The organism is Kribbella pratensis (genome assembly GCF_004366075.1).
GTDB lineage: Bacteria > Actinomycetota > Actinomycetes > Propionibacteriales > Kribbellaceae > Kribbella > Kribbella pratensis.
Genome location: NZ_SODU01000001.1, coordinates 1,051,101 through 1,070,008, shown reverse-complemented (window position 1 = coordinate 1,070,008; position 18,908 = coordinate 1,051,101). Strand labels below are relative to the sequence as shown.

Sequence of the window (18,908 nt, the reverse complement as noted above, 5' to 3'; positions counted from 1 at the left end):
GTCGTCGAACTGCGCTGCTAGCATCGCCGAGGTGACTCTGAGTGATGATCCAGCTACTGCGGCCTCGATGGACCACGCGCATGATCAGGCGGCGGCAGACTGGCGTACGGCGCTCACGGCGTACCGAAACCTTGTCTCGAAGGGGTGGGACGAGAAGACGGTTCATTGGCGTTACGCCGATCAGCAGGATCGACCTTCGACAGGGCAGTGCGGTGTGACCTCGGCCTGGCTGATGGCCGTCCTGGGAGAGGTCCACGCGGTGCCGGCGGTGTACTGCTACGGCGATGTGTGGGCCGTTCGAGAGTCCTCGGAGGATCTGCCGGACCACTGCTGGCTGGAGGTCGGTGATGCCGACGATCCGGACCGGCTCATCGTCGACCTGACCTGCGGTCAGTCCTCGACGTTCGGCGAGGACGAAGTGCTGCACGCGTCGCACAGCAGCATCCGTTCGAGCCACGGCGTCTCGTACGAGTCGGTTCTCCGGCTCGGTCCCGCGGAGCTCGACGATGACGAGGTCCAGGATCGCCTGGGGAGACTTGTCACGGCTCTGGGTCCTGACCACCTTCCGGTCATGCCCGAACGGCTGAGGAGATTCTTCTAGCATTCGGACGTCCTTGCGCCCTCCAGCCGACTGACGTCCAGCAGGTCGTTGATGCGGCGCCGGGTCGGCAGGGGGTTTCGGCGCGGGAAGTCGGAGGCCGCGCAGGACATGGCAGCTGTCGCCCAGCGAGCCACGTCCTCGGAGAACTTGCTCTCGTTGTCGATCAACTGGGCGGCCAGCGCAGCGCAGAAGGCGTCGCGGGCGACCGACGACTCCTTGTAGATCGCGGGCGGCGCAGCGACCCGGAGGACGTCGGGCATCGGACGCGAGTACGCGTTGCAGCCGCCGGTGCCGAGCAGGCAGAGGGTTTCGACGCCGAAGGCAAGCAGCGTGCGGGCCACGGAGTCGGGGTCGAAGGCGGCGTGGCGCGCGAACGGCTCCAGCTCCCAGGCATGTGCGACGAGATAGTCGATCTGCGCGAGGGTGTCGGCCGAGACCGCGTCGTCGCTGTACGGCTGGCCCGGCGTGACGATCACGATCGGGCGCTCGTCGGACCGTTCGTGTGCCAGCGCGACCGTGTCCTCCAACGTGTCGCGGGGCACCTCGAACGTGACCAGGAGTACGTCGCATCCAGCGAGCTCCTCGCGGCGATCGGCCACGTCGCTGGACTCCAGGCGGATCTCCTTATCGTTGCGCCAGTTGGCGGCGATGCTGTCGCCGAGCTGTTGCTGGAACACGCCGGTGAACGGCGTGTCGGCGTTCGGGACGCGTTCGAGGAGCGACGTGGCCACGTGCTCCCGCTCCAGGTACTCGACGATCTCGTCACCGAATCGGTCGGTGGCGACCGCGGCCACGAGTGAGGTGTGCAGGCCGAGCCGCGCTGAGGCAACTGCTTGCATCAGGCCTTTTCCGCCAGGCGAAAGGCTGAAGCCGAGTGCCTCGGCCGAGGTCTCCGGAGCCGGCAACTGCTTGGTCCTGAACGTGGCATCCATGACCGCGCCACCGACAACGACAACCCGGCCAGGCGACGAGTTGTCCGAACTAGATCTGCCGAGCATCGGGTCTCACCGTCTCCTCTTCCGGGCGCCGCGGCCGGGTCGGCCGCGACGCCCGTCCTGTCAGATTGTCAGCGTCCGCGCGGTGCGGCCGACCGTGCGGTCGCGTCTGTGGTCGCGTCGGGGTGACCGGCCTGGATGCCGGCGGGGTCCACGTCGCTGTGGATCGTGTCGATGTCGCGGACCGCCTCGACGATGGAGTAGACACCGAAGAGGGCCGCGGTCATGGCCAGTGCGCCGAGGAAGACGAGTACCTTCCTCCAGTTCTTGGCGATCGCGAACGAAAAGCCGAAGATGAGCATCAATGCGAGTGCCTGGTTGGTTGCCATGGCGTCCCTCGATCCTCGATCTCGCGCGGCCGGCGGTTCCGGGATCGGGTCCCTGCCGACTCCGCTGAAGGCGCGTGGAGTGCCTCTGCTTCGATCGTGACAGGGACACTTGTGACCGCCAGTGCCGGATTTGTTGCGCAGCGGACGGTGTTGGCGCCGCCGCTCCGGTCGTTCGGCGAACGCGGTTGCCAAGTCGGACGGCGGGTTTGCCAAGTGGCAGCCTCAGCTGGCCTCGCCGCGCGGCATCTGGGCGAAGCGTTCGTTGATGGTCGCTCGGCTCGGGTGGGTGGTGGGGGCCTGGTGGTAGTTGTCGGCGAAGCTTGCCATTGCGGCTGCTGCCCACAGGAAGGTGTTTTCCGTGCGGGATCGGTCCTCGATCAGGCGGGCGGCCAACGCGGCACAGAAGGCGTCCCGCGTGATCGACGCCTCCTGGATGTTCCTGTGCGGTCTGGGAATCTGGGCGGTCGGCTTACCGCGCTCGTAAACGCTTCCGCCGTCCGGAACGCTCAGCAGGCAGAGGGATCTCAGGCCGCGGCTCAGCAGGTCGTCGCTGAGCAGTTCGGGGTCGTACTTCGCCTCGTCGGAGAACGCGAATCCCTCCAGCTCCCACAGATGTGCGACGAGATAGTCCATCTGCTTGAGCAGGGGGCTGACCAGGTGACCGTTCGAATAGGGCTGGCCAGGTGTGACGATGACGACGGGAGGATTCGGGGCGTCGGCGACCAGGTCGAGGACGTGTTTCAGGACTGGCATGGGGAGTTCGAAGGTGAGGAGGAGTACGTCGCAGGTGGTGAGGGCGGCCGCATGGCGGTCGATGGTGGGCACGTCGAGGTCGATGTCTCGGAACACTGCGGCCGAACTGTTGCCGTAGGGCAGTTCGTAGATTCCGGTGGCCGGAGTTCTGGCGCTGGGGCGCTCGACTCGGTGGAGCAGGGAGGTGTCGACGCCTTCGCGATCGAGGTGAGCCTCGATCTCCCGCCCGTCGTCGTCGGGTGCGACGGCGGCTATCAACGACACGTCGAGGTCCAGATGGGCGGCGGCGACGGCTTGGCTGACGCCTTTGCCGCCAGGGGTACGGGCGAACGCCATCGCCATTGTCGACGTTCCCACCGGAGGCACCGAACCGATGCGCCAGGTGTGGTCGAATGCGGCTCCGCCGACCACGATGACCTTCCCGGCAGCTGTTGCGTCGACGGTCTGCGCCGTCGAGGGTGCGATCGGTTCGCCCGGAGCGGAGATCTCGAAGGTGGGTCTGGGATTGACGAGCAAGGTGCTCAGTCGTTCGAAGACTTCTCGTTCCAGGCGGCTGCGCAGCGTGTGCTCGCCGGGAGCCGGCCCGGCGGGTGGTGCGGCGTCGAGCGCCTCGTGCAGGGCCTGCCATTGGTCGACGACAGCGAGTCGGCGGTCGCCCACCCCGCCTGTGGTGAGGCGATGGATGGCTCGACCGGAGATGTTCCGAGACTTGTACGTTTCGCGATAGATGCCGAGGTTGAGGATCGCGTCGGCGATGAGGCGGTCGGTCGGGGACTCCAGTTGCGCGACTTGTTCGACGATGACCGCGAATGCCGCGTCCGCTGGTTTGTTGCCTGTCTGGACAGCCTTGTTCTGGACGATGGGGAGACGCAGCAGGTTCTGGGCGATTCCCGAAGCAGCCAGGCGTTTCGGGGTTACCCCGTCGTGACCTCGCAGCGACAGGAAGACAGGCGCCAAGTAGGAGTCGTTAGGCAGCCCTTGGACCAGAGGGTCGAACATGCGTCCCCCAACGCAGTCAGCGAACACATTCAGTATGCGATGGATTCCGCGTCGGGGTGCGGCTGTCAGCGCGTCGTGGCAAGCGCTTGAGTCAGCGGAGGTTCGATATCCAGCGGGTGGCTTGTTTGGCTTGGGTCAGGCGGCGTTCGTAGGTTGCGCCGGTGGTGAGGAGGATCAGGCCGGCGGTGGCGAGGGTGATCCAGCGGGGGATCAAGGGGGCTACTTCCAGGAACTGGGCGATGGCGATCTTGGCTACGACGCCGGAGCCGATGACGAAGGGGGACTGGAGGGACTGGCGGACGCCGATCAGGATGAGGAGGACTGCGGCGGCTACCACCAGGGTTGCGCGGAGCCAGTTGTCGGTGGTGTCGGCGATCAGGGCGGAGGGAGCGAGGCCGAGCATCAGGCCGGGGCCGAGGAAGACCCAGCTCGGTTGGTTGCGCCAGGCAACGATGCCGACGGCCAGCAGGATCAGGGCCGGCGGGACGGTGTACCACTCCAGGGTGTGTGCGTCGGCGCCGAGCATGAAGGCGGTGTTGGCGATGATGAGCAGGACCGCGGCCTGTAGCAGGGTCGGGCGGCGGCGCGGATTCATGCCGTAGGCAATCAGCGGGGCGGCGACGATCGTCAGGACTACGCCGGTTGCGGTGTAGGGGGACGCCGCCACGGCAGCGATCTCGGCCAGTACGGCGGCGCAGGCGGCGGTAGTGAGCAGGACGGGTTCCAGCGGCTTGCCGACGTACCCGCAGGTGACCGCGATGCCGATCGCGGCGACGGCGGCTAGTGCGACGGCGGCCGGCCACGTGTCGACGTACCCGTCGAACGCGAACAGGACGATCGCGAGCTGGGCGCTCAGGCTGGCGACGGCTGCGGTGGGGACGGGGTCAGTGAGTTTGCGGACGGCAGCGAGAACCGCCAGTACGGCGAGGATCGCGGCGAGGTAGCCGAGTTGGCGGATGTCGTCCGTGGCCACGCAGTAGGTGAGGTCGACGGCGGCCACCGTGATGGTTGCGCTGTGCAGGATGACGGCGAGCTTGCCGGTACGGCGGGCAGCGACGAGCTCGATGATGGCGAGAAGAGTGGCAAGTGCTGTGGTGAACCAGCGGCTCGGGCCGGGGAGTTGCGGGAGCGTGGTGGCGACAGCGAAGGCGGCGGCTGCGGCGCAGACGCATTCGCCGAGGCCGGAGGGGAGCGCCGCGGGGAGTGGGCGCTTGTGGAGGATCGCGATGCCGGTCGCTGCGGCGACGCAGACGATTGCGGCGGTCGCGATCGTGATGGACAAGGTGGTCGTGGTGAGGAGGCCCAGGAGCGTGCGGGTCATGCCGGCTACGAGGATGCCGCAGAAGACGATGGCGGCGGTGATGGATCCGGTACGGCGGACGATCGCGGTGCCCTTCGCGGACAGGTACAGCGTGCTGACGACCTGGACCAGGAGCGCGCCGAGGAGGACCGGGAGGCTCGCGCGATCGATCAGGACGAGCGGGATCGGGACTTGTGCGGCGATGACCGCGGTGACGCCGTACGTGACGACCTTGGGGGCGAGGCGGGTCATCAGGAGCGCGAGTACGGCGATGGTCGCGAAGACGATCGCGCTGTAGGTGAAGCCGTCGACGGCGGTCGGTGGGATCAGGCCGAGGGCGCGGGCGCCGTACAGGTCGACGGTGAGCAGACCGGTGCCGAGGATGGCGAGGGCTTCGGCGGTGCCTGCCAGTTTCCGGCGGCTCGCTGGGATCGAGCCGGCGAAGGAGAGGGCGGCGAGGGTACCGATGATGGCGGCCTGGGCGGCGACGGGGAGGCTGTCCCAGTTGACGGCGAGGAAGGTGACGCCGGCTGCCAGGAGCAGGAGTACGCCGAGGGTGAGGAGGGTGGCCTGAGGGCTCAGGCGGCGGATCCTGGAGGGCCTCGGGGGCTGGTCGGTCGGGGGTTGGGGGAGCGGGCGGGGATCGCCGAAGGTCGTCGGGTACGGCGGGCGGGCCCCGGACACCGGCCGCGTGGAACGAGCCGCAACAGGCGGCGCGGCGGCCGGTGCGACAGGCGGTGAGGCGGGCGGTGCGACAGGCGGTGAGGTGGGCGGTGCGACAGGGGGTTCGACAGGGAGTTCTGGGGGAGGGGGTGGGGGATGGATGCCGAGGTGGGGTGGGGCGGCGGGGAGGCGGAGTTCGGGTTGTGGGTGAGGCTGTGGAGAAGGGGCCGGCTCGATCGTCAGGCGCAGCTGGGCGCGGCAGGTGGGGCAGGTGATGGCGGCGGTCGGCATCGAGTCCTCCTCGGGTCCCTTCCACTGTCCCGGCGGGGAACGGCCTGCCGCTTGAGTACGTCTACTCAAAGTTCTGACGTAGGCTGGCGCGGTCTGCCGATCGTCCAGACCGGCGTGACGAACACGGGGAGCACCATGCATAGAGGAAACACTGGGCATGTCGAGCTCGCGAGAGCTCAGCAGGAACGTTGGGACTCGGCGTACGCGAGACGCCCGCAGCTGCACGGACTGGAGCCATCAGCCGTGGCGCAGCAGGCCGTGGCGAGATTCGGTGCCGCAGGCATCGATGACGTGCTGGAACTCGGCGCCGGCCACGGCAGGGACGCGCTTTTCCTGGCCAGACAGGGATTCAGCGTGCACGCCACCGACTTCAGCGAGACCGCGCTCGACCAGCTGCGGCACGAGGCGCAGCGCGAAGGGCTCGACGACCGCGTCACCGCCGCGTTGCACGACGTCCGCGACCCGTTGCCGCCCGCCGACGGCGCAGTGAACGCGGTGTTCGCGAATCTCCTGCTGAACATGGCGTTCTCGCCGTCCGAGCTGCGGTCACTCGTGTCCGAGATCCGCCGGGTGCTCAGCCCGGGCGGGGTTTTCGTGTACGCCGTGTGGTCGACCGGCGACCCCTGCTCGCGGGACTGGCAGCAGCTCGGCGACGGGCTGTCCGTGCACGACGGCTTCGTCGGCCGCTTCTTCGACGAGGCCCTGGTGCGTGAGCTCGCCGAGAACTGGCAGCTCGACGAGCTCACGCCGTACCACGAAGGCCAACGCGAGATGTGGCGCGTCGCCCTCACCAAGCAATGACCAGGACAGTGACCAAACAGTGATCAGTTCGCCTGGCTGACGCTCGACATGTTGAAGTCGGGCACCAGCAGGGGCGGGGTCGCGGTGCGGGAGAAGTAGTCGCCCCATTCCCGCGAGTACGACGGAACGGTCGCGCCGGCCGTGGTGAACCGGGACAGCAGGTCGACCGGGCTTTCGTTGAAACGGAAGTTGTTGACCGCCCCGGTGACCTCGCCGTTCTCGACCAGGTAGACGCCGTCGCGGGTGAGGCCGGTGAGCAGCAGTGTCTGCGGGTCGACCATCCGGATGTACCACAGGCAGGTCAGGAGCAGCCCGTTGCCGAGCCCGGCGACCAGGTCGTCGGTCGAACCGGTCGCACCGTCGACCGAGACCACGTAGTTCTCGATGTCCGGGGTGGCCGTCGGCGCATCGATGAGACCGGCGGTGTACCGGCTCGTCATCAGGTGCTCGAGCTTGCCGCCGCGGATCCAGTCCGTGGCCGCGAGCGTGAGCCCGTTGTCGAAGACGCTCGACGAGCCGCCGGACGAACGCGCCACCGCGAACCCGAACGCTTCGAGCCCGGGGAGCGCCGGGTCGGAGTGCAGGTTCACCGGCTGTGACGACAGGGGTTCGCCGAGCCGGGTGCCGCCACCGGCCTTGGAGAACACGGTCCGGCCCTCGAGCGCGTCCCGGCCGTCGAGCTGCCAGTACAGGTACGTCATCAGGTCCGCGACCGCGGCCGGCGGCAGGATCGTCGGGTGCCGGCCGGCGTCGACGGACACCGTCCGGTTCGCCCAGCCGAGGCGGCGAGTGAGCTCGGCGTCCAGCGCGAGCGGGTCGACGTCGGTGAAGTCGCGCGTGGCGGTGCCGACCCAGGCCGAGTGGCTGAGGTCGGTGTTCTTGCCGGTCGACGACACGTACCCGCGGGGGAGCGCCTGGCGCAGCCGCAGTCCCGTCGAGGAACCGACGTACAGCGTCACGACCTCGTGGTTGGCGAAGCCGTAGAGGTGGCGCGCCTCGGCCGAGGCGCGCTTGAGCGATTCGCCGAGCGACGGTGCGAACTTCTCGAACACGCCGACGGTCGTCTCCTCCGGCTCGAGGTCCCAGTCCGCTCCCGTCGTACCGTCGACGAGCGGGCGGGCGTCCTCGGCCGGGCCCGCCGCGCGGGCGGTCGCGATCGCGGCGGACACGATCTCGCGCAACGAGTCCTCGGTGACCGACGAGCGGCCGATGACGCCGGCCGCCGTACCCTCGCCGGCGCCGACCGTGGCGATCACGGTCACGCTCGAGCCGCGCATCGCGCCGTTGGTGGTCAGGGTGTTGTTCGCCCAGCGCAGGTTGGTGCTGGAGGTCTCGGCGACGAGTACGACGCAACCGTCGGCGCCCTCGGCCGCGGCCAGGGCGAGGCCCCGCTCGATCGTGTCCTGCGGGGTGAGTTGAATGCCCGTCACCGGCCGGCCTCCTGAGTGGTGTTGAGAATGCGGACGCCGCGGAACAGCGCGGACGGGCAACCGTGGCTGACGGCGCCGGACTGTCCGGGCTCGGCCTTGCCACAGTTCAGCGCGCCGCCGAGGACGTACGTCTGCGGACCGCCGACGGCCTCCATCGACCCCCAGAAGTCGGTGGTCGTGGCCTGGTACGCGACGTCGCGGAGCTGGCCCTCGAGCTTGCCGTCGGTGATCTTGTAGAACCGCTGACCGGTGAACTGGAAGTTGTACCGCTGCATGTCGATCGACCAGGACTTGTCGCCGACGATGTAGATCCCGTTCCGCACCCGGCTGATCAGCTCCTCGGTGGACGGGCCGTCCGGGGCGGGCTGCAGCGAGACGTTGGCCATCCGCTGGATCGGGATGTGGCCGGACGAGTCGGCGTACGCGCACCCGTTGGAGCGCGGCGTGCCGAGCACGTCCTCGTTCTTCTTCGCCATCCGGCGGTCGACCTGGTACCCGACCAGGATGCCGTCCTTGACCAGGTCCCACTGCTGGCCGGCGACGCCCTCGTCGTCGTACCCGACGGTGGACAGGCCGTGCTCCGCGGTGCGGTCGCCGGTGACGTGCATGGCGGGCGAGCCGTACTTGAGCGTGCCGAGCTGGTCGAGCGTGGCGAAGCTGGTGCCCGCGTAGTTCGCCTCGTAGCCGAGCGCCCGGTCGAGCTCGGTGGCGTGGCCGATCGACTCGTGGATCGTGAGCCAGAGGTTGGACGGGTCGATGACGACGTCGTACGTGCCGGCCTCGACGGTCGGCGCGGCCATCTTCTCGGCCAGCCAGGCGGGGATCTGGGCGAGCTCCTCGTCCCAGTTCCAGCCGGTGCCGGTCATGTACTCCCAGCCGCGGCCGGCCGGCGGGGCGGTGGACGACATCGAGTCGAAGCGGTCCTCGGCGACGGCGTGCGCGGTGATGTCGGGGCCGATCCGGACGCGTTGCTGCGTGTACGACGTACCGGCGGTGTTCGCGTAGTACTTGCACTCGTGGATCGTGGCGACGTGGACGCTCATGTGGGCGACGCCCTCGGCCTTGAGGAGGCGGTCGCTGTAGTCGGTGAGCAGCGCGACCTTCTCGGCCCGCGGCACGCTGAACGGGTCGATCTCGTACGACGAGATCCAGGTGACGTCGTCGTACGTCGGCTCGTCGGCGAGCTCGATCGTCTCGGCGTTGATCGGCCGGGACACCTGGGCCATGTTCACCGCCTGCTCGGCCAGGATGACCGCTTCGTCGGTGGTCAGCGCGACGCCGGCGGCGAAACCCCAGGTGCCGTCGTGGATCACGCGGACGGCGAGACCGAGGTCCTCGTCGTCCTTCGCGCTCTCCAGCACGCTGTCGCGCAGGGAGATGGACTCGGACCGGATCCGTTCCAGCCGGAACTCGGCGAACGTGGCCCCGAGGTCACGGGCCCGTTGCAGGGCGGCCGCCGCCAACTCCTGCCGGGGGAGAGCGAGAAAGCTTGCGTCGATATCAGGCACGACACCGACCCTATACACGGGAACCTGGAGATGATCGGCGGTGTAGTGCCAGTGTCCGGAAGTAGACAGCGGAGCAGATTGGGGGCCCTGGATCAGCCTGGGTGAGGAAGCCGAGATTGTGGCTCGGGTGCGTGGCGGAGACTCGGTCGCGTACGGCGAGCTGGTGGATCGGCATGCCTCCGTGGCGAAGCGGACCGCGGTCTTCCTGGGCGCCGGAGCGGACGCGGACGACGTGGTGCAGGAGGCGTTCGTCAAGGCGTTCAGAGCGCTCGGCGGGTTCCGGGAGGGTGCGGCGTTCCGGCCCTGGTTGTTGCGGATCGTGGCCAACGAGACCCGGAACGCTGTACGTGCTCGCGGCCGCCGGGCGCGGCGGGAGGAGCTTGCGGCACCGCTGGACGTCGTGCTGGATCCGGCGGACGCGGCTGTGTCGTTGGAGCGTCGTACGGAGTTGCTGGCTGCTGTACGCGCGTTACCCGAGCAGATGCGGCTAGTGGTGACCTGCAGGTACCTGTTGGACCTCGACGAGCAGGAGACCGCCGTTGTACTCGGCTGGCCGCGAGGAACCGTCAAGTCACGGCTACACCGCGCGCTGGGTCGGTTGCGTGACGCTCTACCCGACAAGGAGGTGCAGCGATGAGCCTCGAAGACGAACTGCGATCCGTCGGACACTCAGCCGTCGTACCTCCCGTAGACGACGGACTGACGGCGGCGGTGCTGGCACGGGTCGCCGAGGTCCCGGTGCGGAAGCGGCTGCGGGACAGGTGGCGGGCGTTCCTGGCCGGCTTCCTGATCCTGGTCGCGGGCGCTGCACTCACCCCTCCGGTACGCGCGACAGTCGCGGAGTGGCTGCACATCGGGGGAGTCCAGGCGGAGCCGGTGGGCACTGGACCGAGTACTGCGCCACCACCTCCGACGGTGGGCCGTCACATGTCCCTGGAGGCCGCTGCACGCGTCGCTGGCTTCACGCCACAGCTCCCCAGGGCACTGGGTACGCCGACGGGCGTAGAGGCGTCAAAAGGCTTCCTAGCGACCAGCTGGGACGGCGTACGGCTGGAGCAGTTCCAGTCCGGGCTCGAGCCGAGGTACATCAAGCAGTACTACGGCGAGCTCGGCTACGTCCCCGAGGTTCCCGGCTTCTGGTTCAGTACGCCGCACCAGTTGGTGCTGGTCGACAAGCGCGTCGTACGGATCGCCGGACCGACACTGGTCTGGGAGCGCGGCGGCGTCACGTTCCGTCTCGAAGGTGTCGACAAGGCCCGCGCCGTGGAGCTGGCGACCGGAACCTCCTGACCGCGGGCGGTGTACCAGCAGCAACAGAGAATCCGAGAGGGAGAGCTGCCATGGTCCGCCGCATCCTCATGCTCGTTGTCGTGCTCTTAGCGATCGGTGTCACGCCCGCACACGCCGGCGGCCCGACCAGCGTTCTGCTCAGCGCACCGCCGTCGGTCGTCGCTTTCGGCTACAACGACCCGCGGTACGGCGAACTGGTCAAGCTCACCGAGCTGACACCAGGCAAGCCGAGTGGTGAGCACCTGTCCGGCCGGTTCGTCCGCGCTACCTGGCTGATCCACGACATGTCCGTCTGGCGCATCGACATCATCTATCCCGACGCGCCGGGCGGACCGTGGATCGCCACCGAGGACCTGATGTCCGGGACCAAACCCGCGAAGCCCACGTGGCACCGCGCCACCGACCCGGTGAAGCTCCTGAAGCTGCTCAACGACCTCAAGCTGCTCAGCGGCGAGTTCTACGGCGGCCCCAGCCTGAACGACGGCTACACGGCCGAGGAGTCCACGCCAGAACCGGCACCGGCACCTGACCCACCAGCTCAGGCTCAAGCGTCCACGACCACCAACGTCTTCACCGGATGGCGCTGGATCATCCCCGGCGTACTCCTGGGCGCAGCAGCCGCCCTCGTCGCCATACGCACGTTCCCCAAGCGCCGCTGGGAGCTGATCGACTAGCTAGATGTCGGCAGCCAGCTCGAAACCACTGAACACCCGTCCTCCATAAGCGTCAAGGATGTCGTCCACAGCAGCCGCCAGACGGTCGTCCGAGGCCCGCACGCCGTCGAGTAACTTCGCAGCGTGGTCGGTGCCGTGAGCAACGTCGTACGCCCTGACCTCGCGCAGCAGACCCTTGCCGGTCCCGGACCAATGACCGGCGCCCGTCAGCAGCAGCCGAGCCGCCTCCTGCCACAGCACCGACGTGATCGCCAGGCGCACATCACCTTCTGCGGCTGACACGTCTTCCAGCAGGTCCGTGACCGTGTAGCGCAGCAGGTCGACCTCGTCCGTCGACAGCGGCTTCGGTCCGGCAGCCACCTCGGCCAGGAACTCCTGCTGCAGCCGCGCACCCGACCCGTCAGCGTCCACCAGTACGACGGATTCACCGACCAGCCGCATCATGGTCGGCTGGCGTCGTAGCTGGTCCTTGTCGGCGAAGTAGCGCAGTGACTTCTCGGTGTGCACGAACAGCTCGACCGGCCAACCGCCGTACTCCAGCGACTTCCTCCGCGGTGCCGGCGGTCCGTCCAGCAGCACCGTGATGTCCAGGTCGGACGTCGGACTCGCGTCACCGCGCACCACGCTCCCGCCGAGCCAGGCGGCCCGGGCCTCCGGATACAGCTCCAGAACGAGTTGACGTGCTAGGTCCATCAGGACAGTGTCAGCCACCGCAGCAGTTCGCGGTACGCATTTGTCGGCGGGACATGGCCGCCCACGTAGTACTTGCGTTCGGCGTGCGGGATCGCTGCGGCGAGGTGGTCGGCGTACTTGCCGGCGCGCTCGTCAGCAGAGCCGTGCCAGAGGCTGACCGGGACCCGGATTTCGCCGAGCTCGAAGCCCCACGGCTGAGCGAACGCTCTGTGATCGTCGATCCAGCCGTCGTGACTGGTGACGAAGGTGGCCGTCAGACGAGCCACAGCTTCCGGGTCCTCCCGGGCCGGGGGACCTGGTGGCGAGCCGGGGTCCGGCGGGAACTCGGGTCCGCCCTCCTCCACGGCGGCCATGATCGTGCGAGCTGTTTCCTCGAGCCCAGGTCGCAGGTCCCCGTGGACCGCTCGCCAGAAGGTGCGGTTGCGCCGTGGGTCCGCCCGTTCCTCCTCCTCGGTCGGTTCGGGACCGTCGACGAGCGACGGCGCGTTGCTCCCAGTCACCGCGCAGCGGGTCACGCGATCGGGCAGCAGTGCCGCGCAGGCCAACGCGTGCGGACCGCCTCCCGAGCCGCCCGTGACCGCGAACCGTTCCCAGCCGAGCGAGTCCGCGAGAGCCGCAGCATCAACAGCGACCGAGGCCACGGTCCGGCCAGGTTGCCGGGTCGATCCGCCGTACCCGGGCCGGTCCGGCATCACCATCCGCACCCCGGACGACTCGATCGTCGCGACCACCTCGGGTCGTTTCCACCGCGTACTCGGCGTACCCCCGAACGACATCACGGGTACGCCGCCGTCCGGGCCGTAAACGGCGTACAGCAGCACCCGGTCACCGATCTCCACCATGGCATCCACACGCGGAGCGTAACCACTCGACAGCACCTATCCGAATCCACAGTTAACAACCCGACATTCTCGGGATTCGAGATGCGACCGCCGTGGTGGGAGGATGCCGCCTAGGTTTTGTCAGCTCGAGCTTCGAACCTGTCGGGAGTGCTTGTGAGTTCCTCGGTCGCCGGGACCGTATCGCCCACCCGGCAAGCGATGCGCCGGATGCGGCGTGACCGCAGTGCGCGGGTCGGCCTGGTCGTGGTCGCCCTGCTGATCGTGATCGCCGCCGCCGCGCCCTTGCTGGTGCGGCTGGCCGGCCAGGACGCGACGACGTACCACATCGACCTGCTCGATCCGGCGCGTGGCAACGCGCCACGCGGTGCGATCGGTGGAGCGAGCGGCACCCATTGGTTCGGGGTGGAGCCGCTGACCGGCCGGGACCTGTTCTCGATCGTCGTCCTCGGTCTGCGTACGTCGCTGTTCATCGCGGTCGTCGTCACGCTGATCACCACCGTCGTCGGCACCCTCGCCGGCATCAGCGCTGCGTACTTCGGCGGCTGGTACGACGCGGTGCTGTCGCGGCTGCTCGACTTCCTCTTCGGCTTCCCGCAGCTCGTCTTCATGATTGCCCTGGGCATCGTTGTGCCGGCCAGGTTCCCGCGCTGGCTGCTGCTGATCCTGGTGCTCAGCTTCTTCGGCTGGGCCGGCCTGGCCCGCCTGATCCGGAACCAGGCGCGCTCGCTGGTGGCCCGCGAGTTCGTCGAGGCGGCCCGCAGCGTCGGGTCGAGCGGCTGGATGGTGATCACCCGCGAACTGCTGCCGAACCTGCTCGGCCCGGTCCTCGTCGTCGCCACCCTCGCGATCCCCGGCTACATCGGCGCCGAGGCGGCGCTGTCGTTCCTCGGGGTCGGCGTGCCACCGCCGACACCGAGTCTCGGACGGTCGATCTCGGACTCGATCGCCTGGGTGTACACCGGCGCGGACCCGTGGTTCCTGCTGTTCCCGGGCGCGATGCTGTTCCTGGCGGTCCTCGGGTTCACGTTGCTGGGCGACGGCGTACGGGACGTGTTCGACGTCCGGTTGCGGAGGACGAACTGATGCCCGACCTCGTCTGGTTCCTGATCCGCCGGTTGTTCGGCGCGCTGCTCGTGATGCTGGCGCTGAGCCTCGCCGTCTACCTGATCTTCTACGCGATCCCCGCCGACCCCGCCCACCTGGCGTGCGGCAAGCCCTGCACGCCGGACCGCCTCGAGCAGGCGCGGCATTTCATGCAGCTCGACCAGAGCACCCTGCAGCAGTACCTGAACTTCCTGAAGGGCATCGTCGCCGGCCGCACCTTCGGTGACGGTACGGCGGCCGTGCACTGCAACGCTCCCTGCTTCGGCTACTCGTTCCCGCTCGCTCGACCGGTCACCACGCTGATCACGGACCGGCTGCCGATCACCGCGTCGATCGCGCTCGGTGCCGCCGTTCTCTGGCTGCTGTTCGGCGTCTCGCTCGGCGTGATCGCCGCTTTGAACCGGGGCCGCATCCTCGACCGATTGGCCGTCGGCGTCGCGCTGGCCGGCGTCTCGACCCCGTCGTTCCTGCTCGGTCTGCTCGCGATCCTGGTGTTCGGGTTCTGGCTGAACATGGTCCCGGTCAACGGCTACGTCCCGTTGACCGAGAGCCCGGTCGACTGGGCCTGGCACCTGGTCACGCCCTGGATCGTGCTGGCGATCCTGCAAGCGGCGTCGTACATCCGGCTGACCCGGTCGCAGATGCTCGAGGAGCTCAACCTCGACTACATCACCACGGCCCGGGCGAAGGGGGCCGGCGAGGCGCGGGTGGTCCTGACCCACGGGCTGCGGGGCGTGCTGGTCCCGGTCATCACGCTGTTCGGTCTCGACCTCGGTGGTCTGCTCGGCGGCGCGATCCTGACCGAGAAGGTGTTCAGCATGCAAGGCCTCGGCGACCTGCTGATCAGCGCAGTCGGCCAGCTCGACGTGGCCGTGGTCGTCGGCGTCACGTTGTTCTCGGCGTTCCTGATCATCCTGGCGAACCTGGTGGTGGACATAGTGCACGGTGTGCTCGATCCGAGGGTGAGCCATGGCTGAGCCGGTATTGGAAGTGCACGACCTGCATGTCACGTTCTCGACCGAGAACGGTCCGGTGCCGGCCGTCGACGGTATCGACTTCGCGGTCGCGCCGGGACAGACGCTCGCGATCGTCGGCGAGTCCGGCTCCGGGAAGAGCGTCAGCTCGTCCGCGGTGATGGGTCTGCTGCCGTCGAACGCCGACGTCACCGGCGAGGTGCTGCTCGACGGCCGGCAGCTGGCCGGCCTGCCGAACGACGAGCTCCGCAAGATCCGCGGCAACGACATCGCGATGGTCTTCCAGGACGCCCTGTCCGCGCTGAACCCGTACTACTCCGTCGGCTGGCAGGTCGCCGAGGCCTACCGGCTGCACCACGACGTCCCGAAGAAGGTCGCGCGCCGGCGGGCGGTCGAGATGCTGGACAAGGTCGGCATCCCGGACGCGGCCCGCCGCGCGGACAGCTACCCGCACGAGTTCTCCGGGGGAATGCGGCAGCGGGTCGTGATTGCTATGGCTCTCGTGAACGACCCGAGAGTGCTGATCGCGGACGAGCCGACGACCGCACTCGACGTGACCGTGCAGGCGCAGATCATGCGCTTGCTGGACGACGTCCAGGACGAGTTCGGTACGGCGCTGATCCTGATCTCGCACGACCTCGGAGTGGTCGCGGAGGTCGCGGACGACGTCCTGGTGATGTACGCCGGGCGCGCGGCCGAGCGTGGCACCGTACGCGATCTGTTCTTCCGGGCGGCGCACCCGTACAGCCTCGGGTTGCTGGGTGCGATGCCGCGCGTCGACGTACCGCCGAAACCGCGGCTGACCACGATCCCGGGCACTCCGCCGGGGCCGGGCTCGATCACGACCGGATGCCCGTTCCAGCCGCGGTGTGCTTACACGCATCTGGTGGGGGAGCGGTGCATCACCGAGCGGCCCGAGCTCACACCGCGTCCTGGCGAAGGTGATCACGAGGCGGCGTGTCATTTGGGGCGGCGTCCGGAGGTGATCTTGTGAGCGACGAGTTGCTGGCGCTCAAGGACGTCAAGAAGTACTTCGGGTTGCGCGGCGTACCGTGGCAGAAGGCGCAGGCCGTTCGCGCGGTCGACGGCGTCAATCTCGTCGTACGCAAGGGCGAAACCCTCGGTCTCGTCGGCGAATCGGGTTCCGGCAAGTCCACACTGGCCCGGGTCGCGACCCGGCTGCTCGACCCGACGCAGGGCCGGGTCGAGATCGGCGGCAAGGACGTCACCAAGGTCAAGGGCCGCCGGCTGCGCCCGATCCGCCGCCGCATCCAGATGGTCTTCCAGGACCCGCAGGCCTCACTGAACCCGCGGCAGTCGGTGGCGACGATTCTCAGTACGCCGTTCCGCGCCCAAGGACTCCGCCCTACCCGGGCCCAGCTCGTCGAACTGCTCGAACAGGTCGGACTGGCCGAGGAGCACCTGGTGCGGTACCCGCACGAGTTCTCCGGCGGTCAGCGTCAGCGGATCGGGATCGCGCGGGCGCTGTCGGTCAAACCCGATCTGCTGGTCTGCGACGAGCCGGTGTCCGCGCTGGACGTGTCGGTGCAGGCCCAAGTGCTGAACCTGCTCGCCGACCTGCGCGACGAGCTCGGCCTGTCGTACGTGCTGGTCGCCCATGACCTGGCCGTCGTCCGTCAGGTCGCCGACCGGATCGCCGTGATGTATCTCGGCACGATCGTCGAAGAAGGCCCGGCGGCGCAGGTGTACGAGTCGCCGGCCCACCCGTACACGAAGGCGTTGCTGTCCGCCGTCCCCGTCCCGGAACCGGGCGTCTCGCGTGATCGCATCGTGCTGACGGGCGACGTACCGACCCCTGTCAACCCGCCATCCGGATGTCCCTTCCGGACCCGCTGTTACAAGGCCGAGGACGTCTGCGCAACGAAACGACCAGTGCTCGAACCCGTCGAAGGTTCCACGGAGCACCGGGCCGCCTGCTATTTCCCTGAGCTCCCCACCTCTGAGAGGACACAATGAAACACCTATCCCGAGCGGTCGCGCTAGCGGCCGTGCTGGCGCTGGCGGCGGCCGCGTGCAACGCCAATGACAAGTCCGGCACCACTGGCGGTAGTACTGCGGCAGCGGAGCAGGGCGGCACCTTCCACATCCTCAGCACCAGCAAGGAAATCAGCTACGACCCCGCCAAGAGCCAGAACCTGGGCATCAGCGGGATCCACCTGGTGCTGCGCGGCCTGACGTCGTGGAAGACCGACCCGAGCAAGCCGACCGAGCTGGTCCCGGACCTCGCTACCGACACGGGGCAGGTCACTGATGGCGGCAAGACGTGGACCTACAAGCTCAAGCCGGGTCTCAAGTACGCCGACGGTTCGCCGATCGTTGCCGCTGACATCAAGTACGGCGTCGAGCGGTCGTTCGCGCCGGAACTGTCCGGCGGTCTCGGCTACCACAAGTCGCTCCTGGTAGGCGGCGACAAGTACACCGGCCCGTACAAGGGCGGCGACCTGGCCTCGATCGAGACGCCGGACGAGACCACGATCGTGTTCAAGCTGAACAAGCCGTACGGCGACTGGCCGTGGATCGTCAGCATGCCGGCGTTCTCCCCGGTGCCGAAGAAGGCCGACACCGACCCGGCGCACTACGGCGAGAAGCCGATGGCCAGCGGCCCGTACCAGGTGCAGTCGTACACGCCGGGCTCGAAGCTGGTCCTGACCCGGAACCCGAACTGGGACAAGTCGACCGACCCGGCCCGGACCGGCCTGCCGGACTCGATCGTGACCGACATGGGCCTGCAGCCCGACGTCGTCAACCAGCGCCTGATCGCCGACGCCGGCGACGACAAGTTCGCCGCCACCACCGGTACGTCGGTCCCGGCGGCGCTGATCCCGACGATCACCGGCAATCCGGCCGTCAAGGCCCGGGTGGCGACCTCGCCGTCCGGCGCGCTGGAGTACCTGGCGATGAACACCAAGCGGCCGGCGCTGGCCAACCCCGCGGTCCGCAAGGCGATCGAGTACGCCGTCGACAAGCAGGCTGTCCAGGTCGCCGAAGGCGGTCCGGAGTACGGCGGTGAGATCGCGTCGACTCTGATCACGCCGGGGATCGACGGGTACACCAAGTACGACTCGTACGAGGCGCCGCCGGCCGGTGACCCTGCGAAGGCCAAGCAGATGCTGGCCGCGGCGGGCGTCAGCAACCTGAACCTGGTGCTGGCCGCCGACAACACGACCGGTCTCGGCGTGGCGCAGGCGATTCAGCAGGGCCTGAAGCGGGCCGGGATCACTGTCACCATCAAGCCACTGGACAGTGAGCCGCTGACCGACCTCATCACCGGCAACAAGCCGGACTTCGACCTGACCGTGTCGAGTTGGCTGCCGGACTTCCCGAGCGCGATCGGCAACATCCAGCCGCTCTTCGCGTCCTCGGAGATCGGGAACGGCGGCTACAACATCTCCCGCTACTCCAACCCCGCGGTGGACACGGCGATCGCCGCCGCGACGGCCGAGCCGGACCGGACGAAGGCGGCCGGTCTGTGGGCCGCGCTGGACAAGCAGATCATGGCCGACGCACCGGTCGTGCCGCTGATCTACGCGCGGAACGCGTTCCTGCACGGTTCGAAGGTGCAGAACTTCTACCTGTCGTCCTACCCGCCGTACGCAAACACCCTGATCGTCGGCCTCAGCAAGTAGCAGGGTGAGGCGGG

General features: G+C 68.5%; 18 protein-coding genes. 10 read left to right on the top strand and 8 right to left on the bottom strand.

Annotation, left to right across the window (positions count from 1 at the left end):
- Positions 1 to 31 precede the first annotated feature (31 nt).
- Positions 32 to 601 carry a hypothetical protein gene (locus tag EV137_RS05170; protein WP_134126867.1) on the top strand — a complete coding sequence of 190 codons (570 nt, stop codon included), beginning with the start codon at positions 32 to 34 and terminating at the stop codon, positions 599 to 601.
- On the opposite strand, the gene EV137_RS05165 is transcribed toward EV137_RS05170, so the two are convergent.
- The 4 genes from EV137_RS05165 to EV137_RS05150 all read right to left on the bottom strand — a co-directional run bounded on the left by EV137_RS05165 (position 598) and on the right by EV137_RS05150 (position 5,661).
- Positions 598 to 1,599 (bottom strand): PfkB family carbohydrate kinase, encoded by a 1,002-nt coding sequence (locus tag EV137_RS05165; protein ID WP_134126865.1) that lies wholly within the window; start codon positions 1,597 to 1,599, stop codon positions 598 to 600. The two genes, EV137_RS05170 and EV137_RS05165, sit on opposite strands and share 4 nt — an antisense overlap.
- Positions 1,600 to 1,667: 68 nt before the next feature.
- Complete coding sequence (locus EV137_RS05160) at positions 1,668 to 1,925, bottom strand: hypothetical protein (protein ID WP_134009289.1); 258 nt, start codon at positions 1,923 to 1,925, stop codon at positions 1,668 to 1,670.
- A gap of 222 nt (positions 1,926 to 2,147) precedes the next feature.
- The gene (locus EV137_RS05155; RefSeq protein WP_134126863.1) at positions 2,148 to 3,677 is read right to left on the bottom strand and encodes a PfkB family carbohydrate kinase; all 1,530 of its coding nucleotides are present in this window, start codon (positions 3,675 to 3,677) and stop codon (positions 2,148 to 2,150) included.
- A gap of 91 nt (positions 3,678 to 3,768) precedes the next feature.
- Complete coding sequence (locus EV137_RS05150; RefSeq protein WP_238175095.1) at positions 3,769 to 5,661, bottom strand: SCO7613 C-terminal domain-containing membrane protein; 1,893 nt, start codon at positions 5,659 to 5,661, stop codon at positions 3,769 to 3,771.
- A 528-nt stretch (positions 5,662 to 6,189) separates the two neighbouring features.
- On the opposite strand from EV137_RS05150, the gene EV137_RS05145 reads away from it, so the two are divergent.
- Complete coding sequence (locus tag EV137_RS05145) at positions 6,190 to 6,732, top strand: class I SAM-dependent methyltransferase (RefSeq protein ID WP_238175094.1); 543 nt, start codon at positions 6,190 to 6,192, stop codon at positions 6,730 to 6,732.
- Positions 6,733 to 6,755: 23 nt separating this feature from the next.
- On the opposite strand, the gene EV137_RS05140 is transcribed toward EV137_RS05145, so the two are convergent.
- On the bottom strand, positions 6,756 to 8,162 hold the full coding sequence (locus tag EV137_RS05140; protein ID WP_134126859.1) for a metallopeptidase TldD-related protein: 1,407 nt from the start codon (positions 8,160 to 8,162) through the stop codon (positions 6,756 to 6,758).
- The gene (locus EV137_RS05135) at positions 8,159 to 9,670 is read right to left on the bottom strand and encodes a TldD/PmbA family protein (protein ID WP_238175093.1); all 1,512 of its coding nucleotides are present in this window, start codon (positions 9,668 to 9,670) and stop codon (positions 8,159 to 8,161) included. The genes EV137_RS05140 and EV137_RS05135 overlap by 4 nt, the downstream gene beginning before the upstream one ends.
- A 127-nt stretch (positions 9,671 to 9,797) precedes the next feature.
- On the opposite strand from EV137_RS05135, the gene EV137_RS05130 reads away from it, so the two are divergent.
- Genes EV137_RS05130 through EV137_RS05120 form a run of 3 tightly spaced genes read left to right on the top strand, consistent with a single transcriptional unit; the run spans position 9,798 to position 11,634 of the window.
- Positions 9,798 to 10,307, top strand: coding sequence for an RNA polymerase sigma factor (locus tag EV137_RS05130; RefSeq protein ID WP_238175092.1), 510 nt, complete (start codon positions 9,798 to 9,800; stop codon positions 10,305 to 10,307).
- The gene (locus EV137_RS05125; protein ID WP_134126853.1) at positions 10,304 to 10,960 is read left to right on the top strand and encodes a hypothetical protein; all 657 of its coding nucleotides are present in this window, start codon (positions 10,304 to 10,306) and stop codon (positions 10,958 to 10,960) included. Before EV137_RS05130 ends, EV137_RS05125 begins: the two co-directional genes overlap by 4 nt.
- Positions 10,961 to 11,010: 50 nt before the next feature.
- Positions 11,011 to 11,634: a hypothetical protein gene (locus tag EV137_RS05120; protein ID WP_134126851.1), complete on the top strand. Its 624-nt coding sequence runs from the start codon at positions 11,011 to 11,013 to the stop codon at positions 11,632 to 11,634.
- Here EV137_RS05120 and EV137_RS05115 read toward each other — a convergent pair whose 3' ends face one another.
- The gene (locus EV137_RS05115; protein ID WP_134126850.1) at positions 11,635 to 12,327 is read right to left on the bottom strand and encodes a nucleotidyltransferase domain-containing protein; all 693 of its coding nucleotides are present in this window, start codon (positions 12,325 to 12,327) and stop codon (positions 11,635 to 11,637) included. It lies immediately after the preceding gene.
- On the bottom strand, positions 12,327 to 13,169 hold the full coding sequence (locus EV137_RS05110) for an alpha/beta fold hydrolase (protein ID WP_134129376.1): 843 nt from the start codon (positions 13,167 to 13,169) through the stop codon (positions 12,327 to 12,329). The genes EV137_RS05115 and EV137_RS05110 overlap by 1 nt, the downstream gene beginning before the upstream one ends.
- 153 nt (positions 13,170 to 13,322) lie before the next feature.
- Here EV137_RS05110 and EV137_RS05105 point away from each other — a divergent pair, with 153 nt between their 5' ends.
- The 5 genes from EV137_RS05105 to EV137_RS05085 are packed head-to-tail and all read left to right on the top strand — an operon-like array spanning position 13,323 to position 18,894.
- On the top strand, positions 13,323 to 14,252 hold the full coding sequence (locus EV137_RS05105) for an ABC transporter permease (protein WP_134126848.1): 930 nt from the start codon (positions 13,323 to 13,325) through the stop codon (positions 14,250 to 14,252).
- On the top strand, positions 14,252 to 15,250 hold the full coding sequence (locus tag EV137_RS05100) for an ABC transporter permease (protein WP_134126846.1): 999 nt from the start codon (positions 14,252 to 14,254) through the stop codon (positions 15,248 to 15,250). Before EV137_RS05105 ends, EV137_RS05100 begins: the two co-directional genes overlap by 1 nt.
- Positions 15,243 to 16,241 (top strand): ABC transporter ATP-binding protein, encoded by a 999-nt coding sequence (locus tag EV137_RS05095; protein WP_134009311.1) that lies wholly within the window; start codon positions 15,243 to 15,245, stop codon positions 16,239 to 16,241. The genes EV137_RS05100 and EV137_RS05095 overlap by 8 nt, the downstream gene beginning before the upstream one ends.
- Positions 16,238 to 17,224 carry an ABC transporter ATP-binding protein gene (locus tag EV137_RS05090; RefSeq protein ID WP_202870815.1) on the top strand — a complete coding sequence of 329 codons (987 nt, stop codon included), beginning with the start codon at positions 16,238 to 16,240 and terminating at the stop codon, positions 17,222 to 17,224. Before EV137_RS05095 ends, EV137_RS05090 begins: the two co-directional genes overlap by 4 nt.
- On the top strand, positions 17,221 to 18,894 hold the full coding sequence (locus EV137_RS05085) for an ABC transporter substrate-binding protein (protein WP_134009315.1): 1,674 nt from the start codon (positions 17,221 to 17,223) through the stop codon (positions 18,892 to 18,894). Before EV137_RS05090 ends, EV137_RS05085 begins: the two co-directional genes overlap by 4 nt.
- The last annotated feature ends 14 nt before the right edge of the window (positions 18,895 to 18,908 follow it).

What these genes read in the sequence shown, in the direction of transcription:
- EV137_RS05165 (WP_134126865.1), bottom strand. Translation starts at nt 1,599, where the DNA reads ATGCTCGGCAGATCTAGTTCGGACAACTCGTCGCCTGGCCGGGTTGTC.
- EV137_RS05160 (WP_134009289.1), bottom strand. Translation starts at nt 1,925, where the DNA reads ATGGCAACCAACCAGGCACTCGCATTGATGCTCATCTTCGGCTTTTCG.
- EV137_RS05155 (WP_134126863.1), bottom strand. Translation starts at nt 3,677, where the DNA reads ATGTTCGACCCTCTGGTCCAAGGGCTGCCTAACGACTCCTACTTGGCG.
- EV137_RS05125 (WP_134126853.1), top strand. Translation starts at nt 10,304, where the DNA reads ATGAGCCTCGAAGACGAACTGCGATCCGTCGGACACTCAGCCGTCGTA.
- EV137_RS05120 (WP_134126851.1), top strand. Translation starts at nt 11,011, where the DNA reads ATGGTCCGCCGCATCCTCATGCTCGTTGTCGTGCTCTTAGCGATCGGT.
- EV137_RS05115 (WP_134126850.1), bottom strand. Translation starts at nt 12,327, where the DNA reads ATGGACCTAGCACGTCAACTCGTTCTGGAGCTGTATCCGGAGGCCCGG.
- EV137_RS05110 (WP_134129376.1), bottom strand. Translation starts at nt 13,169, where the DNA reads ATGGTGGAGATCGGTGACCGGGTGCTGCTGTACGCCGTTTACGGCCCG.
- EV137_RS05100 (WP_134126846.1), top strand. Translation starts at nt 14,252, where the DNA reads ATGCCCGACCTCGTCTGGTTCCTGATCCGCCGGTTGTTCGGCGCGCTG.
- EV137_RS05095 (WP_134009311.1), top strand. Translation starts at nt 15,243, where the DNA reads ATGGCTGAGCCGGTATTGGAAGTGCACGACCTGCATGTCACGTTCTCG.
- EV137_RS05085 (WP_134009315.1), top strand. Translation starts at nt 17,221, where the DNA reads ATGAAACACCTATCCCGAGCGGTCGCGCTAGCGGCCGTGCTGGCGCTG.